Annotated in this window: 22 protein-coding genes; 19 read left to right on the top strand and 3 right to left on the bottom strand. The window is 71.9% G+C overall.

Going from position 1 to position 20512, the window contains the following annotated elements; genetic code table 11:
- Positions 1-213: 213 nt before the first annotated feature.
- The 3 genes from MTDSW087_RS00755 (at position 214) to MTDSW087_RS00745 (ending at position 3983) form a co-directional block, all read left to right on the top strand.
- A complete protein-coding gene (locus tag MTDSW087_RS00755; protein ID WP_144758765.1) occupies positions 214-1302 on the top strand; it encodes an alkene reductase in 1089 nt (362 codons plus the stop codon).
- Positions 1303-1408: 106 nt separating this feature from the next.
- Positions 1409-3322 (top strand): PAS domain S-box protein, encoded by a 1914-nt coding sequence (locus MTDSW087_RS00750; protein ID WP_144758763.1) that lies wholly within the window; start codon positions 1409-1411, stop codon positions 3320-3322.
- Positions 3323-3326: 4 nt separating this feature from the next.
- Complete coding sequence (locus MTDSW087_RS00745) at positions 3327-3983, top strand: HAD hydrolase-like protein (protein ID WP_238179350.1); 657 nt, start codon at positions 3327-3329, stop codon at positions 3981-3983.
- A 195-nt stretch (positions 3984-4178) separates the two neighbouring features.
- Here MTDSW087_RS00745 and MTDSW087_RS00740 read toward each other — a convergent pair whose 3' ends face one another.
- Entirely contained in the window at positions 4179-4673 is a 495-nt protein-coding gene (locus MTDSW087_RS00740) for an outer membrane protein assembly factor BamE (protein WP_144758757.1), read from the bottom strand.
- A gap of 176 nt (positions 4674-4849) precedes the next feature.
- Here MTDSW087_RS00740 and MTDSW087_RS00735 point away from each other — a divergent pair, with 176 nt between their 5' ends.
- The 5 genes from MTDSW087_RS00735 (at position 4850) to MTDSW087_RS00715 (ending at position 8661) form a co-directional block, all read left to right on the top strand.
- Positions 4850-5419 carry a ubiquinol-cytochrome C chaperone family protein gene (locus MTDSW087_RS00735; RefSeq protein ID WP_144758754.1) on the top strand — a complete coding sequence of 190 codons (570 nt, stop codon included), beginning with the start codon at positions 4850-4852 and terminating at the stop codon, positions 5417-5419.
- A complete protein-coding gene (locus tag MTDSW087_RS00730) occupies positions 5416-5925 on the top strand; it encodes a YceD family protein (protein WP_144758750.1) in 510 nt (169 codons plus the stop codon). The genes MTDSW087_RS00735 and MTDSW087_RS00730 overlap by 4 nt, the downstream gene beginning before the upstream one ends.
- Positions 5926-6107: 182 nt before the next feature.
- Positions 6108-7145 (top strand): phosphate acyltransferase PlsX, encoded by a 1038-nt coding sequence (plsX, locus tag MTDSW087_RS00725; protein WP_144758746.1) that lies wholly within the window; start codon positions 6108-6110, stop codon positions 7143-7145.
- An 89-nt stretch (positions 7146-7234) separates the two neighbouring features.
- Entirely contained in the window at positions 7235-8209 is a 975-nt protein-coding gene (locus MTDSW087_RS00720) for a beta-ketoacyl-ACP synthase III (protein WP_144758743.1), read from the top strand.
- 131 nt (positions 8210-8340) lie between these two features.
- Positions 8341-8661 (top strand): integration host factor subunit alpha, encoded by a 321-nt coding sequence (locus MTDSW087_RS00715; RefSeq protein WP_144758739.1) that lies wholly within the window; start codon positions 8341-8343, stop codon positions 8659-8661.
- Between the two features lie 43 nt (positions 8662-8704).
- On the opposite strand, the gene MTDSW087_RS00710 is transcribed toward MTDSW087_RS00715, so the two are convergent.
- Complete coding sequence (locus tag MTDSW087_RS00710; protein WP_144758736.1) at positions 8705-8986, bottom strand: hypothetical protein; 282 nt, start codon at positions 8984-8986, stop codon at positions 8705-8707.
- Positions 8987-9100: 114 nt separating this feature from the next.
- On the opposite strand from MTDSW087_RS00710, the gene MTDSW087_RS00705 reads away from it, so the two are divergent.
- The 7 genes from MTDSW087_RS00705 (at position 9101) to MTDSW087_RS00675 (ending at position 13636) form a co-directional block, all read left to right on the top strand.
- Positions 9101-9448, top strand: a complete 348-nt coding sequence (locus MTDSW087_RS00705) for a DUF2293 domain-containing protein (RefSeq protein ID WP_144758733.1) — start codon at positions 9101-9103, stop codon at positions 9446-9448.
- Between the two features lie 70 nt (positions 9449-9518).
- Positions 9519-9728 carry a TOBE domain-containing protein gene (locus tag MTDSW087_RS00700; protein ID WP_144758730.1) on the top strand — a complete coding sequence of 70 codons (210 nt, stop codon included), beginning with the start codon at positions 9519-9521 and terminating at the stop codon, positions 9726-9728.
- 62 nt (positions 9729-9790) lie between these two features.
- Positions 9791-10846: a tRNA (adenosine(37)-N6)-threonylcarbamoyltransferase complex transferase subunit TsaD gene (gene tsaD / locus MTDSW087_RS00695; protein ID WP_144758727.1), complete on the top strand. Its 1056-nt coding sequence runs from the start codon at positions 9791-9793 to the stop codon at positions 10844-10846.
- A gap of 131 nt (positions 10847-10977) precedes the next feature.
- The gene (locus MTDSW087_RS00690; RefSeq protein WP_238179354.1) at positions 10978-11808 is read left to right on the top strand and encodes a GNAT family N-acetyltransferase; all 831 of its coding nucleotides are present in this window, start codon (positions 10978-10980) and stop codon (positions 11806-11808) included.
- Positions 11805-12800: an NAD(P)H-dependent glycerol-3-phosphate dehydrogenase gene (locus tag MTDSW087_RS00685; protein ID WP_144758724.1), complete on the top strand. Its 996-nt coding sequence runs from the start codon at positions 11805-11807 to the stop codon at positions 12798-12800. The genes MTDSW087_RS00690 and MTDSW087_RS00685 overlap by 4 nt, the downstream gene beginning before the upstream one ends.
- Positions 12797-13261: an opioid growth factor receptor-related protein gene (locus MTDSW087_RS00680; protein ID WP_144758721.1), complete on the top strand. Its 465-nt coding sequence runs from the start codon at positions 12797-12799 to the stop codon at positions 13259-13261. The genes MTDSW087_RS00685 and MTDSW087_RS00680 overlap by 4 nt, the downstream gene beginning before the upstream one ends.
- A gap of 66 nt (positions 13262-13327) precedes the next feature.
- The gene (locus MTDSW087_RS00675) at positions 13328-13636 is read left to right on the top strand and encodes a polyhydroxyalkanoic acid system family protein (RefSeq protein WP_144758718.1); all 309 of its coding nucleotides are present in this window, start codon (positions 13328-13330) and stop codon (positions 13634-13636) included.
- Positions 13637-13643: 7 nt separating this feature from the next.
- On the opposite strand, the gene MTDSW087_RS00670 is transcribed toward MTDSW087_RS00675, so the two are convergent.
- Positions 13644-14552 carry a LysR family transcriptional regulator gene (locus tag MTDSW087_RS00670; RefSeq protein WP_144758715.1) on the bottom strand — a complete coding sequence of 303 codons (909 nt, stop codon included), beginning with the start codon at positions 14550-14552 and terminating at the stop codon, positions 13644-13646.
- Positions 14553-14661: 109 nt separating this feature from the next.
- Here MTDSW087_RS00670 and kdgD point away from each other — a divergent pair, with 109 nt between their 5' ends.
- The 4 genes from kdgD (at position 14662) to MTDSW087_RS00650 (ending at position 20505) form a co-directional block, all read left to right on the top strand.
- On the top strand, positions 14662-15576 hold the full coding sequence (gene kdgD, locus MTDSW087_RS00665) for a 5-dehydro-4-deoxyglucarate dehydratase (protein ID WP_144758712.1): 915 nt from the start codon (positions 14662-14664) through the stop codon (positions 15574-15576).
- Between the two features lie 112 nt (positions 15577-15688).
- Entirely contained in the window at positions 15689-17044 is a 1356-nt protein-coding gene (locus MTDSW087_RS00660; protein WP_144758709.1) for an MFS transporter, read from the top strand.
- Between the two features lie 133 nt (positions 17045-17177).
- Entirely contained in the window at positions 17178-18527 is a 1350-nt protein-coding gene (gudD, locus tag MTDSW087_RS00655) for a glucarate dehydratase (protein ID WP_144758705.1), read from the top strand.
- Between the two features lie 400 nt (positions 18528-18927).
- Entirely contained in the window at positions 18928-20505 is a 1578-nt protein-coding gene (locus MTDSW087_RS00650) for an aldehyde dehydrogenase (NADP(+)) (RefSeq protein WP_144758702.1), read from the top strand.
- The last annotated feature ends 7 nt before the right edge of the window (positions 20506-20512 follow it).

Genomic DNA, 20512 nt, shown 5'->3' with positions numbered 1-20512 from the left:
CTATCAGAGGGCGCCCGCCGCGGGTGGAGAAGAAGGGGCCGGGTCTCGCGGGAGATCCGGCCCCTTTCGCATGTGCGGTCATGTGCGGAGCCGCACCAGGCCTGCGTGCGGTGCGGGATGAGGCCCTGGTGCCCGTCGTGAGACCGACCACCTATGCGTCCGGAATGCAACCGGGCGCGGCCGTAAGCGGCGCGCCATCCAGACGGGACGACCATGCCCTCACTGTTCGATCCGATCCGCATCGGCGCCATCGAGGCCCCGAACCGCATCTTCATGGCCCCGCTCACCCGCGGGCGCGCCACGAAGGAGCACGTGCCGACGCCGATCATGGCCGAGTACTACGCGCAGCGCGCCGGCGCCGGGCTGATCCTGTCCGAGGCCACCGGCATCAGCCGCGAGGGCCTGGGCTGGCCTTTCGCGCCGGGCCTCTGGTCGGACGAGCAGGTCGAGGCCTGGAAGCCGGTGGTGAAGGCGGTCCACGACAAGGGCGGCCGCATCTTCAGCCAGCTCTGGCATATGGGCCGCATCGTCCATCCCGACTTCCTCGGCGGCGAGAAGCCGGTCTCGTCCTCGGCCACCACGGCGCCGGACAAGGCCCACACCTATGCCGGCAAGAAGCCCTATGAGGAGGCGCGCGCGCTCGAGATCGACGAGATCCCGCGCCTGATCGCCGATTACGAGCGCGCCGCGCGCAACGCCCTGGCCGCCGGCTTCGACGGCGTGCAGATCCACGCCGCGAACGGCTACCTGATCGACCAGTTCCTGCGCGACGGCACCAACCACCGCACCGACGCCTATGGCGGCTCCATCGAGAACCGCATCCGCCTCCTGCGCGAGGTCACCCAGGCCGTGGCGAACGTCGTCGGCAAGGACCGCACCGGGGTACGCCTGTCGCCGAACGGCGCGATCCAGGGCGTGGACGATTCGAATCCCGACGCGTTGTTCGGCGCCGCCGCCGCGGCCCTCGACGAGATCGGCATCGCCTTTCTCGAGATGCGCGAGCCCGGGCCGAACGGCACCTTCGGCACGGCCAACCACCCGCCCGTCGCACCGGTGATGCGCAAGCGCTTCAAGGGGCCGCTCGTGCTCAATTCCGACTACGATCACCGCAGCGGCCAGGCGGCGCTCGATTCCGGGGTGGCCGACGCCGTCGCCTTCGGCCGCACCTTCATCGCCAATCCGGACCTGCCCGAGCGCTTCGCCAAGGATGCGCCGCTCAACAAGGACGACGCCCGGACCTGGTACTCGCAAGGCCCCGAGGGCTACGTCGACTATCCGGCCCTCTCCGCCGAGGCGGCCTGATTCCCGGCGCCCCGGGCCCACGGCCCCGGGGCGTGACGAAACCGGGGGATGCCCGCGCGGCATCCCTGTTCGAGATCGGCCTCCACGCCTATCTGAGCGGTGAACCATGGCTCCGCTCATCCCACCTGCAAGCACGCTCGCACCGACGAGCCAGCCCGAGCCGGGCGAGGCCGAGCGGGTCGCGGCCCTGCACGCCGCGGGGATCCTCGATACCGAGCCCGAGTCGGCCTACGACGACCTTGCCCAGGTCGCCGCCTATGTCTGCCAGGCGCCCGTCGCGCTCGTCAGCTTCGTCGACGAGGCGCGGCAATGGTTCAAGGCCGAGATCGGCCTGGGCTGCCGGGAGATGCCGATCGACCGCTCGATCTGCGCCCACGCGATTCTCGAGGACGAGCTCCTCGTCATTCCCGACCTGACCGTGGATCCGCGGACCGCCGGCAACCCGATCGTCACAGGCTCGGATCACTTCCGGTTCTATGCGGGCGCCGTGATCCGCTCCGCCGCGGGCGTGGCCTTCGGCTCGCTCTGCGTCCTCGACCGGGTGGCGCGCCCGGAGGGCCTGTCGCCCGAGCAGACGGCGACGCTGCGCACCCTGGCCAACCAGGTCTCGACCCTGATCGAGCACCGGCTCAGCCTGTCGGAGATCGCGGCCCGCGAGGCGGAGTTCGCCGCGAGCGAGCGGCGCTTCCGCGTGATGACGGCGGCGATGCCGCAGATGGTCTGGACCACGCTGCCGGACGGATTCCACGACTATTACAACGACCGCTGGTACGAGTTCACCGGGGTGCCCGCGGGCTCGACCGACGGCGAGGGCTGGAACGGCGTGTTCCACGCCGAGGATCAGGAGCGGGCCTGGGCGCGCTGGCGGCACTCGCTCGCCACGGGCGAGCCCTACGAGATCGAGTACCGGCTGCGCCATCATTCCGGAGCCTATCGCTGGACCCTGGGCCGGGCCCTGCCGATCCGCGACGCCGAAGGCCGGATCGAGCGCTGGTTCGGCACCTGCACCGATATCGACGACCTCAAGCGCGCCGAGAGCGAGGCGCGCCAGCTCGCGGCCATCGTCGAGACCTCGAAGGACTTCATCGGCCTCGCCGACGAGGCGGGCCGCACGGTCCATCTCAACGCCGCCGGCCTCGCCCTCGTCGGGCTGCCCGATCGCGCCGCTGCCCGCACCCTCACGCTCGCCGAGTTCTTCACCCCCGAGAGCCGGGCGGCGTTCGAGGGCGCGGTGATGCCGGCCGCCCGCCGGGACGGGTGGTGGGAGGGCGAGCTCGCCTTCCGCCGGGTCGATACCGGCGCGGCGGTCCCCGTCCAGTTCAACATCTTCCCCGTGCGGGATTCGTCGGGCGCGAAGGTCGGCTACGGCACCGTGACCCGCGACCTGCGCGAAGCCAAGCGCTCGGAGGAGGCCCGCGACCTGCTGATCCGCGAGCTGTCGCACCGCATCAAGAACATCTTCGCGGTGGTGGGCGGGATCGCGGCGCTGAGCGCCCGCGGCAACACGGAGGCGCGGCCCTTCGTGGACGCCTTCCGCGAGCGCCTGGGCGCCCTGGCGCGGGCGCACGAATATGTCCGCCCCCATACGCCGGATACCGCGCCCGCCCTGAGCGGGCAGACCGTGCTCGGCCTGATGCGCCTGATCATGGCGGCCTATCGCGAGGATGGCCGCGACCGGGTCGCCATCGCGGGCGACGATGCCGAGATCGGCGAGCGCAGCGCCACCGCGCTCGCGCTGATCATGCACGAGCAGGCGACCAACGCGGTCAAGTATGGCGGCCTCTCGACCCAGACCGGCACCGTGACGCTGGCCGGCTGCCGCGCGGGCGACCGCTACCGCCTGACCTGGGCGGAGCAGGGCGGTCCGGAGGTGCGGGCCGCACCCTCGCGGCGCGGCTTCGGCACGGTCCTCGCCGAGCGCAGCGTCGCCGGCCAGCTCGATGGCGTGCTGGAGCACGATTGGGCGCCGGGCGGCCTCGTGATGCGGCTCGACGTGCCGATCGCCAATCTGCGGCTGTAGACCCGTGACCCCGTACAGGCTGGTCGTCCTCGATTTCGACGGGACGCTCGCGGACAGCTTCGACTGGTTCTGCGAGGTGCTGAACGGGGTGGCCGATCGCTACGGCTTCCGCCGCGTCCACCTCGAGGAGACCGAGGCCCTGCGCGGCCTCTCCGCCTCGGCCATCGTCCGGCATCTCGGCGTGCCGCGCTGGAAGCTGCCGGCGATCGCCCGCCACATGCACGGGCTCGCCGCACGCGACATCGACCGGCTGCACCTGTTCCCGGGCGTGCCGGAGATGCTGGCGGACCTCGCTGCCGGCGGCGTGGTCCTGGCGCTGCTCAGCTCGAACACGCGGGAGAACGTGGGGCGAGTGCTCGGGCCGGAGAATGCGGCGCGGATCGCGCATTACGCCTGCGGCGCCTCGCTGTTCGGCAAGGCGCGGCGGCTCGAACGGCTGGTGGCACGCGTCGGCGTTTCCCCGACGCAGACGCTCTGCATCGGCGATGAGCTGCGCGACCTGGAGGCGGCGCGCGCGGTCGGCTGCGCCTTCGGTGCGGTGAGCTGGGGCTATACGCGGGCGGAGGCGCTCGCCGCAGCCGGACCCGATTTGATGTTCGCGGATCCGGCCGGGATCGCCGAATCCCTCGGCCTCGCAGGCCGGCCCCTCGCGCCTGCGTGAGCGGCAGCTTGGTCGCTTCGGCTGCGAGCGGGCCTCTCCTCCCCCTTGCGGGAAGGAGTTGGAGGTGGGGGTGGTGCAGGAGGCACCGCTACGCCTCAGCCTGAGCGACCCCCACCCCGAACCCCTCCCCGCAAGGGGGAGGGGACAGGTGCGTGGTCCTCACCACCAGCACAATTCACCGATTTCGATGTCAGATCACATGCCGCGGTTGGCGCCCGGGACGAGGCTGCCGGCGCCGCCGCCGAAGGGCTCGTAGCGGGTCAGGCCGCGGAAGAGCTGGCTGAGGAAGGCGCGGTCCTGGCCGCTGGTCGGCGTGGTGCGCTCGATGAAGTCGAACACCTTGCCGTCCTGCAGGCCGTAGAGCGCCACGCGCTCCACCTTGAAGCCCTGGTTGAAGTACACCGCCGTGACCTTCTGGTCGTCGACGCGCTCGCCGAGGAACATCACCGTGCGGCTGGTGTTCTGCGAGATGTAGTACCAGGACTTGTTGCCGACCGTGGACACGGTCGAGGGCGTGCCGAGCGTCTGCAGCACCTGCTCGGCGCTCATGCCGGGCTTCACCGCGGCGAGCGCCGCTTGATCGATCTGATAGCCGTGGCGCAATTCCTCGCCGATGCAGCCGGACAGAGCCAGGCCGAGGCCTGCGAGGAGGGCGCCACGCGCCAGAGTCGAGACGAGACGGCGCGGCATCGGCCCCCCGGAAAATCTGTGTTGACGAAAGTGTCGCGCCGCCCCGCACTTGCGGGCGGGTTCCGGCGGCGCTTGCACCTTGACCGTGGGTTGCCGTACCGCGGGGTTATGGCTTTGACAAGGCAAGCCCGGACACAGCCCCGGGGAGAAGCGGGACAGGCCCGGCGGAGGGCGGCATGATCGCCCGGTTCTTCCGGCGCGGAAGCGAGCGCCGCCGCACCATCGAGGGGCTGCACCTGCGCATCATCGCGGCGAGCCGGGCGCCCGCGCTCTACGAGCGCCTGGGCGTGCCCGACACCGTCGAGGGCCGCTTCGAGTGCCTCGTGCTCCACACGGTGCTGGTGCTGCGCCGCCTGAACCGTCTGCCGCCACCGGCCGCGGATGTGGCGCAAGACCTCGTGAACTCGGTCTTCCTCCAGCTCGACGCCTCGCTGCGCGAGCTCGGCATCGGCGATTTCGGCGTGCCCAAGCGCATGAAGAAGCTCGGCGCCGCCTTCTACGGCCGGGCCGGGGGCTACGACGCCGCCCTCGACGCGCGCGACGGAGACGCCCTGCGGCTGGCGCTCGCGCGCAACGTGCTCGGGGCCGACGAAGCCGCCGCCACGCCCGAGGCGGCCGGGCTCGCGGCCTATGTCATGGCCGCCGACGCCGCCCTCGACGGATCGGACCTCGACCGTCTGCTCGCGGGAACGCTCGATCTCCCCGATCCGGCGGGATTTGCGGCGGATGCAGGAGAAAAAGCATGAGCCACCCGGACAAGGCCGGCCCCCTCTCGCGGATCGTCGACGTGTCGCGCCTGCCGCCGGGCCGCGGCGGCGTCACCGTGGAGGCGACGCCGGCAGAGGCCGAAGCCCTGGCGAAGGATTTCGGCATCCCCGGCCTGCGCGACCTCGTCGGGCATTTCGACATCTCCGGGCCGATGAGCCGGCTCGTCGTCACCGGCCGGGTCGAGGCCCTCGTGACCCAGGTCTGCACCGTCACCCTGGAGCCCTTCGAGTCGAAGGTGAGCGAGCCGGTCGAGGTCGAGTTCACCGATACCGATCGTCTTGCCGGCACCGACGCCGAGGATGCCGAGGTGCCGGACCCGATCGTCGGCGGCCGCGTCGATTTCGGCGTGCTCACCGCGGAATTCCTGGCGCTCGGCCTCGATCCCTATCCGCGCAAGCCGGGCGCGAGCTTCGAGCCCGTCCAGGCCGGCGAGGATGCGGGGCCCTTCGCCGCCCTGCGCAAGCTGAAGGACGGCGACGCCTGAATCCCCCGGAAACGGAAATCTGACGCCGCCTGCGACCGCAGCGCGGCGGGCGGCGTCGAGAAAACGTTTGCCCAGCGGGGTGGGATCGCTATTTTCCGCCGCGCTCCGCGCCCCATCGTCCGCCGGATCGTCGCATTCGCCGACACGTTCCGGCTCCCCAAAGGCTTAGCCCCGCGTCCACCATGTCCCAACCCGTGTGCATCTCGCTCGACGCCATGGGCGGCGATCATGGCGCCTCGACCGTCGTGCCGGGGGCGGCCATCGCCCGCGAGCGCCATCCGGAGACGCGCTTCATCATGTTCGGCGACGAGGCCGTGGTGGGCCCACTCGTCGAGGCCGAGCCGCGCCTGAAGGGCGCCGTCGAGATCCGGCACACCACCGTGTCCGTCGCCATGGACGACAAGCCGAGCCAGGCGGTGCGCCAGGGCCGCGGCAAGTCCTCCATGTGGCAGGCGATCCAGGCGGTGCGCGACGGGCAGGCCCAGGCCGCGGTCTCGGCCGGCAATACCGGCGCGCTCATGGCGATGTCGAAGATCTGCCTGAAGACCATGGCCGGCATCGAGCGGCCGGCCATCGCCTGCCTGTGGCCGACCGTGCGCGGCGAGAGCGTGGTGCTCGATGTCGGCGCCACCATCGGCACCGATGCCGAGCACCTCGTCGAGATGGCGGTGATGGGCTCGGCCATGGCGCGCATCGTGCTGGACCTGGATCGCCCCACCGTCGGCCTGCTCAACGTCGGCACCGAGGAGATGAAGGGCAACGAGGCGGTGAAGGAAGCCGCCCGGCTGCTGCGCGAGCACGATGCGGAGAACTTCGCCTATCACGGCTTCGTGGAGGGCACAGATCTCGGCCGCGGCACCGTGGACGTGGTGGTGACGGAGGGCTTCACCGGCAACATCGCGCTGAAGACCGCCGAGGGCACAGCCAAGCAGATCGGCACCTATCTGCGCTCGGCAATGACCCGCACCCTGTCGGCCAAGATCGGCGCGCTGTTCGCGCGGCAGGCCTTCAAGGCGCTCAAGGACAAGATGAACCCGAGCCGGGCCAATGGCGGCGTCTTCCTCGGCCTCGAGGGCATCGTCATCAAGAGCCACGGCTCCGAGAACGCGCAAGGCTTCGCGGCGGCGATCGACCTTGCCCACGACATGGCCCGCCACGACCTGATGCGGACCATCCGCGACATGTTGGACGAGACGCCGACGACGATGGCGCGGGTCTGAGGCCCGTCGGCGCTGAGAGGATGAAGGATCGTCGCGAGGGATCCGCGGGCCTGGCCCGCGCGTTCCGGGACGATCCGGGAAGGGACACGATGACCAGCCTGCGTTCCGTCGTCGTCGGCACAGGGTCGAGCCTGCCCGCCCGGGTGGTGACGAATGCCGAGCTCTCCGAGCGGGTCGACACCTCCGACGCGTGGATCGTCCAGCGCACCGGCATCCGGCAGCGCCATCTCGCATCGCCCGAGGAGACCACCTCGGTGCTGGGCGCGCGCGCGGCCCGTGCCGCCCTCGACGATGCCGGGCTCGGCCCCGACGACATCGACCTCGTGATCTGCGCGACCTCGACGCCGGACCACACCTTCCCCTCGACGGCGACTCAGATCCAGGCGGCCCTGGGCATCCGGCAGGGCGCGGCCTTCGACCTGCAGGCGGTCTGCGCCGGCTTCGTCTTCGCCGTCTCCACGGCCGACCGCTTCCTCACCACGGGGGGCGCCCGCCGCGCCCTCGTCGTCGGCGCGGAGACCTTCTCGCGCATCCTCGACTGGGAGGACCGCACCACCTGCGTGCTGTTCGGCGACGGGGCCGGGGCGATCGTGCTGGAGGCGCGGCCCGAATCGGAGGCGGACGGCCGCGGCGTGCTCTCGGCGAGCCTGCGCTCGGACGGGCGCCACCGCGAGAAGCTCTACGTGGATGGCGGCCCGGGCTCCACCGGCACCACCGGGCACCTGCGCATGGAGGGCCGCGAGGTCTTCCGCTTCGCGGTCGGCTCGGTGACGGACGTGATCGTCGAATCCCTGGACCGGGCCGGCGTCACCGCCGACGACCTCAAGTGGTTCGTGCCGCACCAGGCGAACCGGCGCATCATCGAGGCCTCGGCCGACAAGATCGGCATCGCGCGCGAGAAGATCGTGCTGACGGTCGACCGCCACGGCAACACCTCGGCCGCCTCGATCCCGCTCGCCCTCGACGTCGCCCGCAAGGACGGGCGCATCCGCGCGGGCGACCTGGTGATGATCGAGGCGATCGGCGGCGGCTTCAGCTGGGGCGCCGCCCTGATTCGCTGGTAGGTCCAGGCGGACAATTTGCGGAGGAATACCGGGCTTGCGGTTGACCCGGGCCGGAGCGCCGATTAGCGTGCCGGATCATAGGGATACGTCGTGCCGACGATCCTCGAAAAGGCATTGCTTGGGGGTGGAGCATGACGGGGAAGACGGTCACACGCGCCGATCTGAGCGAGGCCGTCTACCAGCAGGTCGGCCTCTCGCGCACCGAATCCGCCGCCCTCGTCGAGACGGTTCTCGGTGAGATCTGCACCTGCCTCGCCGAGGGCGAGACGGTGAAGCTGTCGTCCTTCGGCTCGTTCGTCGTGCGCAGCAAGGGCCGCCGCGTCGGCCGCAACCCCAAGACCGGCGTCGAGGTGGCGATCGAGCCGCGCCAGGTCATGGTGTTCAAGCCGTCGAACGTGCTCAAGGCACGGATCAACGGCCTGAACGGGGCCGGGCTGGACGCGGACGACTGATCCGGCTCCGGCCGATTCGTCCTGATCGGTAGGGTCGGGCGGCTCAGCAGCCGCGGCAGATCGAGCCCAGGGTGGTGCGCATCTTCGCGTCCCACGCCTTGTCGCGGGCGGCGGCGGCCTTCTGCGCCTTCAGCATCTCGGCCTCGTTGACCGGCTTCATCGGGGCCGCCGCGCCGCCGCCCGGCGGCTTGGTCTGGCCCGTCGCCGTGATGACGCGTCCGGCTTTCGGGCCCGCACCCGGAGGCGCCGCAGCGGGCGCCTGCGCGGCGGCGTGGCCGGCCGTCAGCATCAGGCCGAGGATGAACGCGGTGAACCCCACACGCATGGACGAGATCTCCCTGGGCTTGCCCGCGCCGGCCGGCTTCGTCCTGTCCGCGGCACGCAAGTCGCCGCGGATTATGGCAGGTTGGGCACGGATTGGGAAAGCGCCGGGGGCGTCGTGAGCGGTCGACAGGAGGGCGATGGTGTCAATCGGCGCGAGGCCGTGGCCGCCGCGCTGCAGCGGCTGGCGCCGCGCCTGCCCGATTTCGAGGCCGAGAGCGTGCTCGACCGGGCGCTCGCCAGCCCCGGCCTGCGCCGCGCCGCTCCGGAGAACGCGGCCTGGCTCGCCCTGGTGGCCTTCGCCCGCCACGCTTTCACCGATTACGACGACCTCCTCGACGAGGGCTACGACCGCGACAGCGCCCGGCATTTCGTGCTCGACGAACTCAACGCGGTCCTCACCGGCTGGGGCGCGCGGCCGATTCCGGAGGATCAGGCGGATTCCGAGGAACCGGACACCCGCTGAGGTCGCCGGACGGGCGGCGCGCCGCTATATCGGCGCCGTTGCCGGTCCGCCGGCCCCAGGAAAGTCTCCCATGAAGATCAGTGCGCGCAACGTCCTCAAGGGCAAGGTCGTCTCCGTCGACAAGGGTGCGACCACGGCTCACGTGAAGATCGAGATCGCGCCCGGCCAGGTCGTGACCGCCTCGATCACCAACGAGTCGGTCGATGCCCTCAAGCTGACCCTCGGCTCCGACGCCTACGCCGTCGTCAAGGCCTCCGACGTGATGGTCGCCGTCGACTGATCGCGTTGCGGTCCCGCGGGCGCCCCGGATACAAGGGGCGCCCGTCAGGACGCAAACCCTCCATGAACATCCTCGGCATCGAGACCACCTGCGACGAGACCAGCGCCGCGATCGTCAGCGCGGGCGAGGATGGCGCGCCGGTCCTGCACGCGAACGAGGTGCTGAGCCAGATCGCCGAGCATGCCGCCTATGGCGGCGTGGTGCCCGAGATCGCGGCGCGCGCCCATGTGGAGGTGCTGGATCGGCTGATCGAGCGGGCGCTCGCCAAGGCCGGCATGCGGCTCGCCGATCTCGATGGCATCGCCGTCGCGGCGGGGCCCGGCCTGATCGGCGGCGTGCTGGTCGGGCTCGTCACCGCCAAGACGTTGGCCCTCGTCGGCCGCAAGCCCCTCATCGCCGTCAACCATCTCGAGGCGCACGCCCTGACGGCGCGGCTGACCGATAGCCTGAGCTTCCCCTACCTGCTGCTCCTCGCCTCGGGCGGCCACACCCAGCTCGTCGCCGTGAAGGGCGTGGGGCAGTACGTGCGCCTCGGCGGCACCATCGACGACGCCATCGGCGAGGCCTTCGACAAGGTCGCGAAGCTGCTGGGCCTCGGCTATCCCGGCGGGCCGGAGGTCGAGCGCATGGCCGAGGGCGGCGACCCCGAGCGCTTCGCCCTGCCGCGTCCGATGCTCGGCCGCCGCGAGGCCGACTTCTCCCTCTCCGGCCTGAAGACCGCGCTGCGCGTCGAGGCCGAGCGCATCGCGCCGCTCGCCGAGCGGGACGTGGCCGACCTCTGCGCCGGCTTCCAGGCCGCGATCACCGACGTGGTGGTCGATCGCGCCCGGGTAGCGCTGCGCAGCTTCGCCGACGTCGCCGGCCATCCGACCGCCCTGGTGGCCGCCGGCGGCGTCGCGGCGAACGGACCGATCCGCCGGGCGCTCGCCGCGCTCGCCGGCGAGGCCGGCCTCGCCTTCGTGGCGCCCCCGCTCAACCTCTGCGGCGACAACGGCGCCATGATCGCCTGGGCCGGGCTGGAGCGTCTGCGCCTCGGCCTCGTCGACGACCTCACCGTGCCGGCCCGCGCCCGCTGGCCCTTCGCCGAGAAGCCCGGCGCCGCCACGGTCGCCGGGTGAGGACGCCCGGACGCCTCGTCCTGCCGCGCGGCAATTACAGCGATGCCCGCACCGAAGCCGTCCGTCTCCTCCCGCGGGTCGATCCCCAAGCCGATCTCCAAGCCGATCCGCAAGCGCGCTGGCGCGACCTCGTGGACCGGCGCCTGCCGGAGGCGGCGACATGGCATCCGGCCTGGCCGGTGCGCCTGAACCACGGCTTCGCCCGCATCCTCCTCGACAATGCCTGCGGCGGCCCCTGGCGCGACAGCGTCCGGCCGCCGGCCTGGGCGAACATGCCGCCGGAGCGCCTCACCGCGGCGATCGCACTGGGCGAAGCGGTGATCGACGGGCGCGCCGACCTCGCCCTGCTCGACAGGCGCTCGCTGCTCTGGCGCGGCCGGCGCCCCGCGCCGCCGGCCCCCGACGCGCTCGCCTGCGGCGGCCTGCGGCTCCGGCGCTGGCAGCGCGGCGACGACGCGGATTTCGCCGCCCTCAACGCGGATCCGGAGGTGATGGCGCATTTCCCGGCGCTCCGCAGCCGCTCCGAGAGCCTGGCCGAGGCCCGCGCCCTCGACCGGCGCTTCGATGCGGACGGATTCGGCCCCTGGGCGGTGGAGGAGGCCGGCCGCTTCGTCGGCTTCGTGGGCGGCATGCGGGTGATGCGGCCGATGCCCTTCCCCGGCGGCGAGCGGCCGGGCGATTGCGTCGAGATCGGCTGGCGGCTCGCCCGGTCCGCCTGGGGCCGCGGCATCGCGACCCGTGCGGCGCGGGCGAGCCTCGCCGACCTGTTCGGCCGTTGCGGGATCCCCGCGGTGGTGGCCTATACGGCGCTCGGCAACGCGGCCTCGCGCCGGGTGATGGAGCGGCTCGGCATGGTGCCGGACGGGACCTTCGCGCATCCGGGCCTGCCGCCCGACCATCCCTTGAGCCTCCATGCCCTCTACCGGCTGGACGCAACCGATCGCCCTGGAGGATCCGCATGAGCGAGAGCGCAACCGTCGCGGTCGTCGGCGGCGGCCCCTGGGGCACCGCCCTGGCCAATGCGGTGGCCGCCCGCCACCCCGTCCCCCTCTGGCTGCGCGCCGGCGAGGCCGCCTCGCGGATCGAGGGGAGCCGCGAGAATGCCCGCTACCTGCCGGGCGTGCCGCTTCACGAGCGGATCCGCGCGACCGCCGATCCGGCGGCCCTGCGGGGCGTGGCGGCCGTGCTCCTCGTCACGCCGGCCCAGACCGCGCGGGCGGTGATCGGCCAGCTCGGGCCGGACCTGCCGCGGGGAGCGCCGATCGTGCTCTGCGCCAAGGGCATCGAGCGCGGCACGGACGCCTTCATGAGCGATGTCGCGGCCGAAATCCTGCCCGCGGGCACACCGGTCGCCGTCCTCTCGGGCCCGAGCTTCGCGGCGGATGTCGCCCGCAACCTGCCGACCGCGGTGACGCTCGCCGCCGCCGATGCCGAGCGCGCGGCGGGCCTCGCGCGGCTCCTCTCCGGGCCGACCCTGCGGCTCTACCACACCGACGACGTGCGCGGCGTCGAGATCGGCGGAGCGGGCAAGAACGTGCTCGCCATCGCCTCGGGGATCGTCGCCGGCCGCGGCCTCGGCGAGAGCGCCCGCGCCGCGCTCATCGCCCGCGCCTTCGCCGAGCTGATGCGCTTCGCCCGCTCCTATGGCGGGCGGCCGGAGACGCTGATGGGCCTGTCCGGCCTCGGCGACCTCGTTCTGACCGCCTCCTCGTCGCAATCGCGCAACTTCGCCTTCGGCGAGCGCCTCGGGGCCGGCGCATCGCCGGAGGAGGCCTCCGGCGGCAAGCTCGCCGAGGGCGCCTTCACCGCCGCGGCCCTGGTGGCCCTCGCCCGGGCCCGCGACGTGGAGATGCCGATCGCCGAGGCGGTGGCGGCCATCGTCTCCGGCGAGGCGCGGGTCGAGGAGATGGCGGCGCGGCTGCTCGCCCGGCCGCTCAAGGGAGAGACGGAGTGAGCGGGCGCATCCACGCCTTCCTCGCGGGCGAGGGCCGGGACGGGTCCGGGCGCCTGCTCGCCGACGTTCTCGCCTTCGACGACGTCCGCATCGAGGGCGTCCACGACTTCATCCAGTGGTGCTTCCCCCTGCGCGCGGCGAGCCGGGCGGTGCCCGGCGCGCCCGTGCTGTCGGGGGAAGAGGCGGAGGCGATCCGCGCCGATCCCCGGGCGCAGGCAGGCCTCGCCGCCGCCCGCGACCGGATGCGACGCTTCTATGCGGAGACCGATTTCTGGCTCACGCCCTACGACCACAACCACCTGCGCATCACGCGCATCCTGACCGCGTTGCGCGACCTGCTCGGCGACGGCTCGGCCGAGGCGTTCCACGCCTTCGTCACCACCCGGAACGCGGCGTCCGGTGGCCCGATCAACCCGGGCAGCCTCCGCTTCTGGGACCAGGCGCTCGGCCGCTTACCATAGGTTAAGCATATCGTCCCACTGTCCGGGCATCCGGGACGTCGTCCGGATCGTGCCGCGGGGGGAGCCATGGCCAAGCAGATCGTCATCACCGTGCCGCACAGCCTCGCAACCGAGGAGGTGCGCCGCCGGCTCGACCGGCACACGGATTGGGCGAAGCGGCGCCTGGAGAAGGACAACATCAAGATCGCGATCGAGGATTGGCACGGCAATGCGCGCGGCTTCGCGGCCCGTGCGCTCGGGCAGAACGTCAGCGGCAGCCTCGATATCGGCGAGGACGCGCTGCGCCTTACCGCGGCCCTGCCCCTGACCCTCGGCCTGTTCTCGCCGGTGCTGGAGGCCGCGGCCCGGCACTACGCGGCCGAACTGCTCGCCTGATCTCCCATCAGCGGGTCGCCTCGCCGCCTTCGAGCACGACGGCCCGCACGGCGGGGAGGCAGGGATTGGCGCTGTCGCGCCGCCACGCGAGCAGAAGCTCGGGCCGGGCGTTCGCCGGCAGCGGGATCGGGCGCAGCGACACCTCCGCCATGCGGATCCCCCGCGCGCCTTCCGGCACCAGGGCGATGCCGAGCCCGGCCCCGACCAGCGCCAGCATGGCGTGGACCTGATTCACCCGCTGCACGATCCGCGGCCGCACGCCGCCGGATTCGAACAGGGTGTCGAGCAGATCGATGAAATAGCGCCCCCCGCGCGGCGACCACGTCACGAAGGGCTCCCCGTCGAGATCCTGCAGGGTCGGGGCGCGGGCGCTCGCCAGGGGATGCCCGCGGGGTGCCGCGAGCAGCAGGCGCTCGCGGGTGAGCGACGCGCTCGCGATCAGCGTGTCCTCGTCGAACAGCCGCGCGGCCGGCCGCAGCAGGGCAAGGTCGATCCGGTTGCCGTCGAGGGCGTGGATCTGCTCGTCGGAGACCATCTCCTCCAGCACGAGGTCGATCTCGGGGAGCTTCGCCCGCACCTGCGCCACGAGCCGGGGCAGGGAGCGGTAGGCCGAAGCCGCCGTGAAGCCGAGGCGCAGCAGGCCGCTCTCGCCGCGCGCCGCCCGCCGGGTGATGCGCGCCGCGCTCTCGGCGGCGGCGATGACCCGGTAGGCCTCCGCCAGGAAGGTGCGCCCGGCCGGCGTCAGCCGCACCGCCCGGGTCGAGCGCTCCAGCAGCGTCACGCCGAGCGTCTGCTCCAGCATCTGGATCTGCCGCGAGAGCGGCGACTGGGTCAGGTTCAGGCGCGCGGCGGCGCGGCCGAAATGCATCTCCTCGGCGACGGCGATGAAGCTGCGGGCATGGCCGAGTTCGAACATTGATGCAGGATCCGGGATAATCCAGCCAAAATCAACGTTGGACGCATTTAAGGGGCGGTCCTATCCCGGATGCAACGCCGAACGGGCGCACAATCAGGGAGTGAAACAGATGTCGAGGATGACCCCCGCCGAGATGGTCCGCACGCTGGGCTCCGGCCTGCTCTCGTTCCCCGTCACGCATTTCAACGACGATTTCAGCTTCAACGAGACCGATTACCGGGACAACCTCAACCGTCTGGCCGACTATAAGGTCTCCGGCCTGTTCGCCGCCGGCGGCACCGGCGAGTTCTTCTCGCTCACCCCCACCGAGATAGACCGCGTCGTACGGGCCTGCGTCGAGGAGACCCGCGGCCGCGTGCCGGTGATCGCCCCGACCGGCCAGGGCACGGCGCTCGCCGTCGAGCTCGCCAAGGCCGCCGAGGCCGCCGGCGCCGACGGCCTCCTGCTGCTGCCGCCCTACCTCGTCGGCTCCGAGCAGGCCGGCCTCGCCGCCCATGTCGAGGCGGTGTGCAAGGCGACCTCGCTCGGCATCATCGTCTACAACCGCGCCAACGCGCAGCTCAACGAGACCACGCTGGCCGGCCTCTGCGAGCGCAACCCGAACCTCGTCGGCTTCAAGGACGGCGTCGGCGATGTCGAGCTGATGACCCGGATCTATGCCGGCCTCGGCGACCGCCTCACCTATGTCGGCGGCCTGCCGACCGCCGAGACCTTCGCCCTGCCGTACCTGGAGATGGGCGTCACCACCTATTCCTCGGCGATCTTCAACTTCCTGCCCGAGTGGGCGCTCTCCTTCTACGACTCGGTCCGCCGCCGCGACCGGGACGCCGTCTACAAGGAGCTGCGCGACTTCGTGCTGCCCTACATCGCGATCCGCAACCGCAAGCGCGGCTACGCGGTCTCGATCGTCAAGGCGGGCATGACCGCCGTCGGCCGCCATGCCGGCCCCGTCCGCTCGCCGCTCACGGACTTCGACGCCGCCGAGATCGCCGAGCTGAAGGCGCTGATCGGCAACCGCCGCTGAGGCGGCACCCCGACCCCAAGCCCAATCCAAGAATGACGAGCCCGCCGATCCAACGGCGGCACGATCCGCCGCCCGGACTCAACCGGGCGGCACTCACCCAGGGAGAACGTCCATGAGTGCCTCTTCGAGCGGCACGACGAGCACCACGCTCGACGTCGCCGATACGGCGCGCCGCACGCGCGTCCGCATTCTGATCGTGCTGATGCTATTCGCCGCCACCACGATCAACTACGCCGACCGCGCCACCATCTCCATCGCCGGGCCGGACATGGCCAAGGAGCTCGGCCTCACGCCGGTGCAGATGGGCTACGTCTTCTCGGCCTTCGCGTGGTCCTACGTGCTGGCCCAGATTCCCGGCGGCTGGCTGCTCGACCGCTACGGCGTCAAATGGGTCTATGCGGGGGCGATCGCGCTCTGGTCCGGGTTCACCCTGGTCCAGGGCGCTGTCGGATTCTTCACCGGCATGACCGCCGTGGTGATGCTGTTCGCGCTCCGCCTCGCCGTCGGCCTCACCGAGGCGCCGGTCTTCCCGGCCAATGCCCGCATCGTCGCCGCTTGGTTCCCCACCCGCGAGCGCGGCATGGCCTCGGCCTTCTTCAACTCGGCGCAGTACTTCGCCACCGTGCTGTTCACGCCGCTGATGGCCTGGATCGTCCACAATTTCGGCTGGCACCACGTCTTCACCAGCATGGGCATCCTCGGCATCGCCTTCGCCCTGCTCTGGCTGCAGGTGATCGACAGCCCGAAGAACCACCCCATGATGAACAAGGGCGAGCGCGACTACATCGAGGCCGGTGGCGCGCTGCTCGACATGGACGGCCAGGGCACCAAGAAGCAGGCCAATGCCGGCAAGACCCTGCGCGAGCTGCTCTCCAACCGGATGCTGCTCGGCATCTATATCGGACAGTACTGCATCACGGTGCTGACGTACTTCTTCCTGACCTGGTTCCCGGTCTACCTCGTCAAGGAGCGCGGCCTGTCGATCCTGCAGGCGGGCTTCGCGGCGGTGCTGCCGGCGCTCTGCGGCTTCATCGGCGGCATCCTCGGCGGCGTGATCTCGGACATGCTGCTGCGCCGCGGCTACTCGCTCACCGCGGCCCGCAAGATCCCGATCGTGGGCGGCATGCTGCTCTCGATGAGCATCATCGGCTGCAACTACGTGCAGGCGGATGCCCTCGTGGTCGGCCTGATGGCGCTCGCCTTCTTCGGCAAGGGCATCGGCGCCCTCGGCTGGGCGGTGGTCTCCGACACCTCGCCGCGGGAGAGCGGCGGCCTGTCGGGCGGCCTGTTCAACACCTTCGGCAACACCGCCGGCATCACCACCCCGATCGCCATCGGCTACATCGTGCAGACGACGGGCTCGTTCAACGGCGCCCTGGTCTTCGTGGGCCTGAACGCCCTGGTGGCCTGCTTCTGCTACCTCGTGGTGGTCGGTGAGATCCGCCGCGTCGAGCTGAAGAACGTCTGACGCCGCCATGCCCGGGCCGGCCTCCGGCCGGCCCGTCCCGTTCCACCATCCTTGCCAAGATCCTGCCCCGCGAGCCCGGCCGCGCGGCCAATGCCCCTGAGCAATCGCCAGAACAATCGCAGGAGGACACGCCATGTCGCTCGACACCCGCCACGCCGCGCGCAACACCCCCACCGTCACCGAGATGAAGGTCGTGCCGGTCGCGGGCCACGACAGCATGCTGATGAACCTCTCGGGCGCGCACGGTCCCTTCTTCACCCGCAACCTCGTGGTGCTCACCGATTCGACCGGCGCCACCGGCCTCGGCGAGGTCCCCGGCGGCGAGGGCATCCGCAAGACGCTGGAGGATGCCCGCGACCTCGTGGTCGGCCAGCCGCTCGGCGCCTGGAACGCGGTGCTCGCCGCCATGCGCACCCGCTTCGCCGACCGGGACGTCGGCGGGCGCGGCCTCCAGACCTTCGACCTGCGCATCACCATCCACGCGGTCACGGCGGTCGAATCGGCCTTCCTCGACCTGCTCGGCCAGTTCCTCGACGTGCCGGTGGCCGCCCTCCTCGGCGAGGGCCAGCAGCGCGACGCGGTCGAGATGCTGGGCTACCTCTTCTACGTGGGCGACCGCCGCAAGACGGACCTCGGCTATCGCGAGCCGACCGCTCGCGACGGCTGGTTCCGGCTCCGCGACGAGGAGGCGCTGACGCCCGGGACCGTGGCCCGCCTCGCCGAGGCGGCCTACGAGCAGTACGGCTTCAACGACTTCAAGCTGAAGGGCGGCGTGCTGCGCGGCGAGGAGGAGATCGCCGCCGTCACCGCGATCCACCAGCGCTTCCCCGAGGCGCGCGTCACCCTCGATCCGAACGGCGCCTGGTCGCTGGAGGAGGCGATCCGCCTCTGCAAGGGGCAGGGCCACGTGCTCGCCTATGCCGAGGATCCGTGCGGGGCGGAGAACGGCTTCTCGGGCCGCGAGATCATGGCCGAGTTCCGCCGCGCCACCGGCCTGCCCACCGCCACCAACATGATCGCCACCGACTGGCGCCAGATGAACCACGCGATCCAGCTCGGCGCCGTCGACATCCCGCTCGCCGACCCGCATTTCTGGACGCTCGCCGGCTCGGTGCGCGTGGCCCAGCTCTGCCGCGACCACGGCCTGACCTGGGGCTCGCACTCGAACAACCATTTCGACGTGTCGCTCGCCATGTTCACCCATGTGGCGGCGGCGGCGCCGGGCAACGTCACGGCCATCGACACGCACTGGATCTGGCAGGACGGCGAGCGCCTGACCAAGGAGCCGCTGGCGATCCGCGGCGGCCTCGTGCAGGTGCCGGAGCGTCCCGGCCTCGGCATCGAGCTCGACTGGTCGGCGGTCGAGGAGGCCCACGCCCTCTACCGCGACCACGGCCTCGGCGCCCGCGACGACGCGGCGGCGATGCAGTTCCTCATCCCCGGCTGGACCTTCGACAACAAGAAGCCCTGCCTGGTGCGTTGAAGAACAATCCGTTCGGGTGGGGCGAAGCCGGCCGGAACACGCGCGGTCGGATTGGTGGATGTCCACATCGACCAAGCGGACTGGCCTCTCCATCTGTGACGGGCACGACATGCTCCCTCTCCCGTTCGGGAGAGGGTTGGGGTGAGGGATGACAAGCTTCCGGAGACGTCGCGACGGTGAGGCGGCTCAGGCTCCGCTCTATCCGGACAATTCTCGACCCTCACCCTGCACCCCTCCCGAACGGGAGAGGGGACCCGCGCCTCGTTCGGGACGTGGTGTCTGACTGAACAGGCCCGATCGGAGATGCGAAGCGCTCGCACGGCATCCGGTCGGCAGCATTTCGAAGGTCGTGCACGACACGACCCTGACCCTGGCGACCAATCGAACGGGAGCGACAGCCATGACCCTGAGCAGCGACAACCTGATCGGCGGCGAGCGCGTACCGGGCGCCGGCACGCCCTGGCGCGCGGTCGAGGCCGCGAGCGGCGCCGCGCTGGAACCGGCCTTCGCCTCCGCCACGGCCGAGCAGGCCGAGCGGGCCTGCCGGCACGCCGAGGAGGCCTTCGACGCCTACCGCGAGACGGCACTCACCGCCCGCGCCGAGTTCCTGGAGGCGATCGCCCGCAACATCCTCGATCTCGGCGACGACCTCGTCACCCGCTGCATGGCGGAGACCGGCCTGCCGCGCCCCCGCATCGAGGGCGAGCGCGGCCGCACGATCGGCCAGCTCCGCATGTTCGCCGAGGTGGTCCGCCGCGGCACGTTCCTCGGCGCGCGGATCGACCCCGCCCTGCCGGAGCGCAAGCCCCTGCCGCGGCCGGACCTGCGCCTGCGCCAGGTCGCCGTCGGCCCCGTCGTGGTGTTCGGCGCCTCGAACTTCCCGCTCGCCTTCTCGGTGGCGGGCGGCGACACGGCCTCGGCGCTCGCCGCCGGTTGCCCGGTGATCGTGAAGGCGCATCCCGCCCATCCCGGCACCTCGGCGCTGGTCGGCGGCGCCATCCAGCGCGCGGTCGCGGAATGCGGCCTGCCGGCGGGCGTGTTCGCGCTGCTGTTCGATGACGGCATCGCCATCGGCCAGCAGCTCGCGGCCGATCCGCGCGTGGCCGCCATCGGCTTCACCGGCTCGCGGCGCGGCGGCACCGCCCTGATGCACACCGCCGCCGAGCGCGCGGTGCCGATCCCGGTCTATGCCGAGATGAGCAGCATCAACCCCGTCGTTCTGTTCCCGGCGGCGCTCGCCAACAGGGGCGCCGAGATCGGCCGCGCCTTCGTCGCCTCGCTGACCCTCGGCTCGGGCCAGTTCTGCACCAATCCCGGCCTCGTGCTCGCGGTGGAAGGCCCCGGCCTCGACGCCTTCCTCGCCGCCGCCGCGGAGGCATTGCCCGGGGTCGCCGCCGCGACCATGCTGACGCCCGGCATCCACAAGGCCTATTGCGCCGGCGTCGCTGCGCTCGAGGCCAACCCCGCCGTCACCCGCGTGGCGCAGGGCCAGACGGGCAGCGCCCACCAGGGCCAGCCGGCCCTGTTCGCCACCAGCGCCGCCGCCTTCCTCGGCGACCACCGCCTCGCGGAGGAGGTGTTCGGCGCCGCCTCCCTGGTGGTGCGCTGCGCGGATGCGGCGGAGCTGCGCGCCGTTCTCGACTCCCTCGAAGGCCAGCTCACCGCCGCCCTCCACATGGACGAGGCCGACCACGGGCAGGCGCGCGCCCTGCTGCCGCTCCTCGAGCGCCGGGTCGGCCGGATCCTGGTGAACGGCTTCGGCACGGGCGTCGAGGTCGGCCATGCCATGGTCCATGGCGGTCCCTATCCCGCCACCTCGGACGGGCGCACCACCTCGGTCGGCAGCCTCGCCATCGACCGCTTCCTGCGCCCCGTCTGCTACCAGGACCTGCCGGATGCGCTGCTGCCGGCGGCCCTCGCGGAGGCGAACCCGCTCGGCGTGCCCCGCAGCGTGGATGGCGGGCCGGCCGGCGCCTGAGGGGGCT

Source organism: Methylobacterium dankookense (assembly GCF_902141855.1).
Classification (GTDB): Bacteria; Pseudomonadota; Alphaproteobacteria; order Rhizobiales; family Beijerinckiaceae; genus Methylobacterium; species Methylobacterium dankookense.
Note: the sequence above shows the minus strand (reverse complement) of the source record. Positions and strands in the feature narration are given on the sequence as shown.

Excerpts from the sequence above, each read along its gene's own strand:
- MTDSW087_RS00755 (WP_144758765.1), top strand. The coding sequence starts at position 214 with ATGCCCTCACTGTTCGATCCGATCCGCATCGGCGCCATCGAGGCCCCG.
- MTDSW087_RS00750 (WP_144758763.1), top strand. The coding sequence starts at position 1,409 with ATGGCTCCGCTCATCCCACCTGCAAGCACGCTCGCACCGACGAGCCAG.
- MTDSW087_RS00740 (WP_144758757.1), bottom strand. The coding sequence starts at position 4,673 with ATGCCGCGCCGTCTCGTCTCGACTCTGGCGCGTGGCGCCCTCCTCGCA.
- MTDSW087_RS00735 (WP_144758754.1), top strand. The coding sequence starts at position 4,850 with ATGATCGCCCGGTTCTTCCGGCGCGGAAGCGAGCGCCGCCGCACCATC.
- MTDSW087_RS00730 (WP_144758750.1), top strand. The coding sequence starts at position 5,416 with ATGAGCCACCCGGACAAGGCCGGCCCCCTCTCGCGGATCGTCGACGTG.
- plsX (WP_144758746.1), top strand. The coding sequence starts at position 6,108 with ATGTCCCAACCCGTGTGCATCTCGCTCGACGCCATGGGCGGCGATCAT.
- MTDSW087_RS00720 (WP_144758743.1), top strand. The coding sequence starts at position 7,235 with ATGACCAGCCTGCGTTCCGTCGTCGTCGGCACAGGGTCGAGCCTGCCC.
- MTDSW087_RS00715 (WP_144758739.1), top strand. The coding sequence starts at position 8,341 with ATGACGGGGAAGACGGTCACACGCGCCGATCTGAGCGAGGCCGTCTAC.
- MTDSW087_RS00710 (WP_144758736.1), bottom strand. The coding sequence starts at position 8,986 with ATGCGTGTGGGGTTCACCGCGTTCATCCTCGGCCTGATGCTGACGGCC.
- MTDSW087_RS00700 (WP_144758730.1), top strand. The coding sequence starts at position 9,519 with ATGAAGATCAGTGCGCGCAACGTCCTCAAGGGCAAGGTCGTCTCCGTC.
- tsaD (WP_144758727.1), top strand. The coding sequence starts at position 9,791 with ATGAACATCCTCGGCATCGAGACCACCTGCGACGAGACCAGCGCCGCG.
- MTDSW087_RS00685 (WP_144758724.1), top strand. The coding sequence starts at position 11,805 with ATGAGCGAGAGCGCAACCGTCGCGGTCGTCGGCGGCGGCCCCTGGGGC.
- MTDSW087_RS00675 (WP_144758718.1), top strand. The coding sequence starts at position 13,328 with ATGGCCAAGCAGATCGTCATCACCGTGCCGCACAGCCTCGCAACCGAG.
- MTDSW087_RS00670 (WP_144758715.1), bottom strand. The coding sequence starts at position 14,552 with ATGTTCGAACTCGGCCATGCCCGCAGCTTCATCGCCGTCGCCGAGGAG.
- kdgD (WP_144758712.1), top strand. The coding sequence starts at position 14,662 with ATGTCGAGGATGACCCCCGCCGAGATGGTCCGCACGCTGGGCTCCGGC.
- MTDSW087_RS00660 (WP_144758709.1), top strand. The coding sequence starts at position 15,689 with ATGAGTGCCTCTTCGAGCGGCACGACGAGCACCACGCTCGACGTCGCC.
- gudD (WP_144758705.1), top strand. The coding sequence starts at position 17,178 with ATGTCGCTCGACACCCGCCACGCCGCGCGCAACACCCCCACCGTCACC.
- MTDSW087_RS00650 (WP_144758702.1), top strand. The coding sequence starts at position 18,928 with ATGACCCTGAGCAGCGACAACCTGATCGGCGGCGAGCGCGTACCGGGC.